The following is a 7554-nucleotide window of genomic DNA, read 5'->3' on the forward strand; positions in this document are numbered from 1 at the left end:
CCGCGCCGCGTATCGACTGAGTCTAGAAGCAACTGGTGGAACCCCGGCGCCAGCGCATGCCGACCCGTCGCACCACCACCGTCCTCGTAGCCGAGTCGAACTGCACTAGTTTCGATCCTTGGACCACCTGCCCAAAGCGCGGAGGTGGCCATGGTTGTGTGCTGCCTAGAAGGTCCGGCTGATTTTACGGCGCGGGTGGCGCAAGGCTCGCGATAACGGTTGTCCCTAGCGAGCTCGCCGACGTCATGTCGGATCCCAAAGCCGGTCTAGGTCGCTGACCAGCACCGGCGGACTCATAACCTCACTGGTTCCCGGCCTGGGCGTAGTTCGCCACAGCCACCGCTACCGCGCCCCGCGTGTGGCTGGACATTACGGTGGGTATTGGGCGCACAGAGCTTCCCCCAACATCGCGGTTTGACCGCGCGAGGAAATACGCGACTACGGATACAGCAGGATGGAGTGGCGGGTGCCCGGTCGTGTCGAGATCGATGACGTCCAGCCCGTCGTTTCGTGCGGGAGGTATCCCGCAAAAGCCGTCGTCGGCGAAGTGGTCCCGGTCCGGGCCGCGGTCTGGCGAGAAGGACACGAAGCGGTCGCAGCAACCCTGGTGGTGCGATATCTCGGGCCGCGCTACCCGCAAGTGACCGAAATGCGCCGGCTCAAGGCGGTTCAGGTCACCGAGGCGGTAACGACCGGGGCCGCCGTAGCATCCGGCGCGGCCGCGCACGCGCGAGTCAAGCCGCTGCTGGTTCCCATGACCATGGGCGAGGAGCCCTTCGTTTTTGACGGTCAGTTCACCCCGGACCGCGTGGGATTGTGGACGTTTCGAGTGGACGGCTGGGGTGACCCGATTCACAGCTGGCGCGAGGCTGTGGTGGCCAAGCTCGACGCCGGTCAAGGCGAAACCGAATTGTCCAACGATCTGCTTGTGGGCGCGCGGCTGTTTGACCGCGCCGCCACCGGCGTGCCGCGCAGCGAGCGTGACCCGTTGCTGGCGGCCGCGAAGGCCCTGCGCGCGCCCGGGGATCCGCTGACACGTGCCGCGCTGGCGCTAAGCCCGCAGATCGACGAATTGCTGCGCCGCTACCCACTGCGCGAGCTGGTCACCCGCGGCGACCAGTACGGCGTCTGGGTGGACCGTCCGCTGGCCCGCTTCAGCGCGTGGTACGAGATGTTTCCCCGCTCGACCGGCGGCTGGGACACCGACGGGAAGCCGGTGCACGGCACGTTTGCCACTGCGGCCGCGACACTGCCGCGCATCGCGAACATGGGGTTCGACGTGGTGTACCTGCCACCGATTCACCCCATCGGCAAAGTCCACCGCAAGGGCCGCAACAACACCGCCACCGCCGCGCCCGGCGATGTCGGATCGCCGTGGGCGATCGGCAGCGACGAGGGCGGCCACGACGCGGTGCACCCGCTGCTGGGCACCATCGACGACTTCGACGACTTCGTGGCGGCGGCCCGCGACCTGGGACTGGAGGTCGCGCTGGATCTGGCGCTGCAGTGTGCGCCGGATCATCCCTGGGCTAGAGAACACCCGGAATGGTTCACGGTTCTGCCCGACGGCAGCATCGCCTACGCGGAGAACCCGCCGAAGAAATACCAAGACATCTATCCGCTCAACTTCGACAACGACCCCGCCGGTCTTTACGACGAAGTCTTGCGTGTCGTGCGGCACTGGATGGACCACGGCGTCAAGGTCTTCCGGGTCGACAATCCGCACACCAAGCCCCCGGACTTCTGGGCGTGGTTGATCGGTCAGGTCAAGGCAGTCGATCCCGACGTCCTGTTTTTGTCGGAGGCCTTCACCCCGCCGGCCCGCCAATACGGGCTCGCGAAGCTCGGCTTCACCCAGTCCTACACGTATTTCACCTGGCGCACGGCCAAGTGGGAGCTCACCGAGTTCGGCAACGAGATCGCCCAATTCGCCGACTTCCGCCGGCCCAACCTGTTCGTCAACACTCCCGACATCCTGCATGCCGTACTGCAGCACAACGGGCCCGGTATGTTCGCCGTCCGCGCGGTCCTTGCGACGACCATGGGTCCGTCCTGGGGCATGTACTCCGGCTACGAGCTTTTCGAGCACCGCGCTGTGCGCGAAGGCAGCGAGGAATACCTCGACTCCGAGAAATACGAGCTGCGACCCCGCGACTTTGCCGGTGCGCTGGCCGAAGGACGTTCGCTGGAGCCGTTCATCAAGCGGCTCAACGAGATTCGTCGGCTGCACCCGGCGTTGCGTGAACTGCGCACCATTCACTTCCACCCCATCGACAACGATGCACTCCTGGCCTATAGCAAGTTCGACCCGACCACAGGTGACTGTGTGTTGGTGGTGGTGACGCTGAATGCCTTTGGCCCTGAGGAGGCAACACTGTGGTTAGACATGCCCGCGCTGGGTATGGAGCCCTATGAACGATTTTGGGTGCGAGACGAGATCACCGGCGAGGAATACCAATGGGGAGCAGCCAACTACGTCCGGATCGACCCTGCCAGGTCGGTGGCCCACATCATCAACATGCCGCTGATTCCCGAGGCATCACGAATGACGCTGTTGCGCCGGAGGTGAGGCTGTAATGACACGAAGCGACCAACTCGCTGCACTGCATCTGGCTCCCGACTCCAGCGAGCTGTCGCGACTGGCGGCAGGCGAACACCACAATCCCCACAGCATCCTGGGTGCCCACGAGTACGGCGATCACACCGTCATCCGGGCATTTCGGCCGCACGCGGTCGAGGTTGTCGCGCTGGTCGGCGGCCGGCGATACCCCATGCAGCACATCGATTATGGCTTGTTCGCAGTTGCGTTGCCGTTCGTCAACCTCATCGACTACCGCCTCGAGGTGAGCTATCAGGGTAGCGGTGAGACGCCCGACGTCCATACCGTGGCAGACGGATATCGTTTCTTGCCTACCCTGGGCGAAGTCGACCTGCACCTGTTCGCAGAAGGCCGCCACGAACGACTTTGGGAGGTGCTGGGCGCGCATCCGCGTTCTTTCACCACCGCGGACGGCGTCGTCGAAGGTGTGTCGTTCGCCGTGTGGGCGCCCAACGCCAAGGGCGTCAGCCTGATCGGCGAATTCAACCACTGGAACGGCAACGACGCCCCGATGCGCGTGCTGGGCTCCTCGGGCGTGTGGGAACTGTTTTGGCCCGACTTTCCGACCGACGGGTTGTACAAGTTCCGGGTGCATGGCGCCGATGGTGTGGTCACCGATCGGGCCGACCCGTTTGCGTTCGCCACCGAGGTGCCGCCGCAGACCGCCTCGCGGGTGACTACGAGCAGCTACACGTGGGGTGACGCCGACTGGATGGCTCAGCGCGCGCAGCGCAATCCAGTTTTCGAGCCGATGAGCACGTACGAGGTACACCTGGGTTCGTGGCGTCCGGGCCTCAGCTACCGCGACCTCGCTCGTGAGTTGACGGATTACGTTGTCGCCCACGGCTTTACCCATGTCGAGATGCTGCCCGTCGCCGAACACCCCTTCGCCGGGTCGTGGGGCTACCAGGTCACCTCCTACTACGCGCCGACGTCGCGGTTCGGCACGCCCGACGATTTCCGTGCCCTTGTCGACACGCTGCACCAGGCCGGCATCGGCGTCATCGTCGACTGGGTACCAGCCCACTTCCCGAAAGACGCGTGGGCACTCGGCCGCTTCGACGGCACACCGTTGTACGAACATTCCGATCCCAAACGTGGAGAGCAGCTCGACTGGGGCACCTACGTTTTCGACTTCGGCCGGCCCGAGGTCCGCAATTTCCTGGTGGCCAACGCGCTGTACTGGCTCCAGGAGTTCCACGTCGACGGTTTACGGGTGGATGCTGTCGCCTCCATGCTCTACCTCGACTACTCACGCCCGCAGGGCGGCTGGACGCCGAACATCTACGGTGGCCGCGAGAACCTGGAAGCCGTGCAGTTTTTGCAGGAGATGAACGCCACCGCGCACAAGGTGGCGCCAGGCATTGTGACCGTCGCCGAGGAGTCGACCTCGTGGCCGGGCGTATCACGACCGACCAGCGTTGGCGGACTGGGCTTTTCGATGAAGTGGAACATGGGCTGGATGCACGACACCCTGCACTACATGAGCCGTGACCCGATTTATCGGAGCTACCACCACCACGAAATGACGTTCTCGATGCTGTACGCGTTCAGCGAGAACTTCGTGCTGCCGATCAGCCACGACGAGGTGGTGCACGGAAAGGGCACGCTGTGGGGCCGGATGCCGGGCAATGATCACGTAAAGGCCGCTGGAGTGCGCTGCCTGTTGGCCTACCAGTGGGCGCACCCGGGTAAGCAGCTGCTGTTCATGGGTCAGGAGTTCGGCCAGCGCGCCGAATGGTCCGAGCAACGCGGCGTGGACTGGTTTCAGCTGGAAGAGAACGGCTTTTCCAACGGGATCCTGCGCTTCGTGCGCGACATCAATGAGATCTATCGCAACCACCCCGCGCTGTGGAGTCAGGACACCATGCCGGAGGGCTATTCCTGGATCGACGCCAACGATTCGGCCAACAACGTATTGAGTTTCCTGCGTTACGGAAGCGACGGCTCGGTGATGGCGTGTGTATTCAATTTCGCCGGAACCGAGCACAGCGGCTACCGGCTCGGCCTGCCGTCCGCCGGCCGCTGGCGCGAGGCGCTCAACACCGACGCGACCGATTACAACGGCAGCGGCATCGGCAACATGGGCGGCGTCGAGGCTACCGACGACCCCTGGCATGGCCGCCCGGCGTCGGCGGTGTTGGTGCTGCCGCCGACGTCGGCACTGTGGCTGGAGCCTGCGTAGCGGGAGGGGATGTAGCGCGGCGCCGTACCGCGCTCAGTACAGCGCGTTGGCGAGGTTGCGCCGAGCCGCGATGACGTCGGGGTCGGCGGGGTCGAACAGCTCGAACAACTCGATCAGCCGGGTACGTACTTTGCTGCGCTCGTCGCCGGAGGTTCGCTTGACCAGGGCGATCAGCCGGTCGAACGCGGCGTTGACGTCTTGGTTGAGAATCTGCACGTCGGCGGCGGCAAACGCAGCTTCGATGTCGTCGGGGGCGGCGTCGGCGACGGCCACGGCGTCGGGGCGCCGTTCGGTAGCGCGCAGCAGGAAGTCGATCTGACGTATCGCGCCTTTGGCTTCGGCGTGGCTCGGGTTGGCGTCCAGGATGGCTTGATACGAGTCCCGCGCGGCGGCGAAGTCACCGGCCTCCAGCTGCTCACGCGCCTGCGCCAATGCGGGGTCGATCTGCTCGGGTTCACCGGAAGTCGTTGCGCCGCTGAGCTTTCCGGCTGTCGCCGAAAGCAGCGAGTCCAACCAACGGCGCAGCTGATCGGCCGGCTGCATTCCCTGAAAGCTCGACAGGGGTTGTCCGGCAGCTAACGCCACCACCGTCGGAACCACCTGCACGCCAAAGATCTGGGCCACTCTGGGCACGGCGTCGACGTTGACTGTCGCCAGCGACCACTTGCCGTTGTCGGCGGCGGCCAAGTCGGCAAAGGTGTCGGCCAACTGAAGGCAGACGTCGCTGCGCGGCGACCACAGAAGAACGACGACCGGCACCTGATTGGACCGGATCAGCACTTCATCTTCGAAGTTGGCCTCGGTGATCTCAGTGCCCACCTGCTGCGCCGGTGCTGCATCGCCACCGGCTGGAGCCTTTTGCTGGGCTCGCTGCTTGAGGCCGGACAGATCGACCGCACCGGCCATGGCGGGCCCGATCGGGGGACGGGAACGCGTCACGTCACCAAGTTTGTCACGCCGCTTCGGGTGCCAGTCCACCCGGTTGCGACCACACTGCTCATCGCACAAAACGGGCCAGAGCTGCGCCGACATGCACTCTGATCAGCGCCTATGACGAAAATCACATCGCGCGGCGATAGTGCGCACCAGCAACGATCCAGCAACCGGGCCGGGCGATGACAGTGTCGGCTAGCCGGCCCGCAGGATCAGTGCGTCTCCTTGGCCGCCGGCGCCGCAGAGCGCTGCAACCCCGTATCCGGAGCCGCGACGCGCCAACTCGAGGGCAACATGCAGCGTGATACGGGCTCCGGACATGCCGATCGGATGACCGACAGCGATCGCGCCTCCGTTGACGTTGACGATGTCGGGATCGACGCCGAGTTCTTTGGTGGAGGCCAGGGCCACCGCGGCGAACGCTTCGTTGATTTCCACGACATCGAGGTCGTCGACGGAAATGCCTTCCCGCTTCAGGGCCTTCTTGACCGCGTTGGCGGGCTGTGATTGCAGCGTGGAATCAGGCCCGGCCACCACACCGTGCGCGCCGATCTCGGCCAGCCAGGTCAGCCCCAGCTCGGTGGCCTTCTCTTTGCTCATCACGACAACCGCGGCAGCACCATCGGAGATCTGCGACGACGAGCCGGCGGTGATGGTGCCGTCCGGGCGAAACGCCGGCTTGAGGGCGGCCAGCGAATCGGCGGTGGTGTTGGCGCGGATGCCCTCGTCCTCGCTGAACTGCAGTGGATCGCCTTTGCGCTGCGGGATGCTCACCGGCGCTACTTCGTCGGCGAAGACGCCGTCCTTCCAGGCCGCAGCCGCCTTCTGATGCGACCGCGCAGCGAACTCGTCCTGCTCGCGGCGGGTGAAATTGTCCGCCTGGTTGCGCTGCTCGGTCAGCGCCCCCATCGGCTGGTCGGTGAACACGTCGTGCAGGCCGTCGTAGGCCATGTGGTCCAAAACCGTCACGTCGCCGTATTTGTAGCCGGCCCGGCTACCGACCAGCAGATGCGGCGCCTGGGTCATGGATTCCTGCCCGCCGGCCACCACCACATCGAATTCGCCAGCACGAATCAGCTGGTCAGCGAGGGCGATCGCGTCCAGACCGGACAGGCACATCTTGTTGATGGTCATCGCCGGGACGTCCCAGCCGATACCGGCCGCCACTGCCGCTTGACGGGCCGGTAGCTGGCCCCCACCGGCGGTCAGCACCTGACCCATGATCACGTACTGCACCAGCGACGCCGGCACCTTGGCCTTCTCTAAGGCGCCCGCGATCGCGATGGCACCGAGATCACTGGCCGAAAAGTCTCGCAGCGAGCCCATCAACTTGCCGATGGGTGTCCGGGCTCCAGCAACGATGACCGACGTCGTCATGAGTACCTCCAGGGCAGGCGTCGACGGCCGATTTGGCCGATCGGAGAGGCGCAATCGTTCTCATCAGGTTACCGTGGCGTTATGACCACCGATCACGTTGACGTCCGTCGCGCCCTGGCTACTGCGTTGGTGACAGCGGTTGACCACGTCGGCATCGCTGTACCTGACCTCGACGAAGCCATCACGTGGTATCACGACCACCTGGGAATGATCGTGCTGCACGAGGAGGTCAACGACGACCAGGGGATCCGCGAGGCCATGTTGTCGGTGCGCGGGGCCCCAGTCGGCAGCGCGCAGGTGCAGCTGATGGCTCCGCTCGACGAGTCGTCGGTGATCGCGAAGTTCTTGGACAAGCGCGGGCCCGGCATCCAGCAGCTTGCGTACCGGGTCAGCGACCTCGACGCGCTCACCGAGCGGCTGCGCGATCAAGGTGTCCGACTGCTGTATGACGCCCCGCGGC

Annotated in this window: 5 protein-coding genes; 3 read left to right on the plus strand and 2 right to left on the minus strand. The window is 65.1% G+C overall.

Annotated elements, in window-relative coordinates:
- The first annotated feature begins 466 nt into the window (after nucleotides 1–466).
- Together VFA16_RS01805 and glgB are read left to right on the plus strand one after the other, a co-directional pair.
- The gene (locus tag VFA16_RS01805) at nucleotides 467–2569 is read left to right on the plus strand and encodes an alpha-1,4-glucan--maltose-1-phosphate maltosyltransferase (protein WP_324966174.1); all 2103 of its coding nucleotides are present in this window, start codon (nucleotides 467–469) and stop codon (nucleotides 2567–2569) included.
- Between the two features lie 7 nt (nucleotides 2570–2576).
- Nucleotides 2577–4784: a 1,4-alpha-glucan branching protein GlgB gene (gene glgB, locus VFA16_RS01810; RefSeq protein ID WP_324966175.1), complete on the plus strand. Its 2208-nt coding sequence runs from the start codon at nucleotides 2577–2579 to the stop codon at nucleotides 4782–4784.
- Nucleotides 4785–4817: 33 nt separating this feature from the next.
- On the opposite strand, the gene VFA16_RS01815 is transcribed toward glgB, so the two are convergent.
- Together VFA16_RS01815 and VFA16_RS01820 are read right to left on the minus strand one after the other, a co-directional pair.
- Nucleotides 4818–5723, minus strand: a complete 906-nt coding sequence (locus tag VFA16_RS01815; RefSeq protein WP_324966176.1) for a tetratricopeptide repeat protein — start codon at nucleotides 5721–5723, stop codon at nucleotides 4818–4820.
- A 189-nt stretch (nucleotides 5724–5912) separates the two neighbouring features.
- Entirely contained in the window at nucleotides 5913–7094 is a 1182-nt protein-coding gene (locus VFA16_RS01820) for an acetyl-CoA C-acetyltransferase (protein ID WP_324966177.1), read from the minus strand.
- A gap of 81 nt (nucleotides 7095–7175) precedes the next feature.
- Between VFA16_RS01820 and VFA16_RS01825 the strand changes: the two genes are divergently transcribed.
- Nucleotides 7176–7554 (plus strand): VOC family protein (locus tag VFA16_RS01825; RefSeq protein WP_324966178.1); only part of this gene is annotated, 379 nt, incomplete at its 3' end.

Origin of the sequence: Mycobacterium sp. (genome assembly GCF_035653355.1) — a bacterium.
GTDB lineage: Bacteria > Actinomycetota > Actinomycetes > Mycobacteriales > Mycobacteriaceae > Mycobacterium.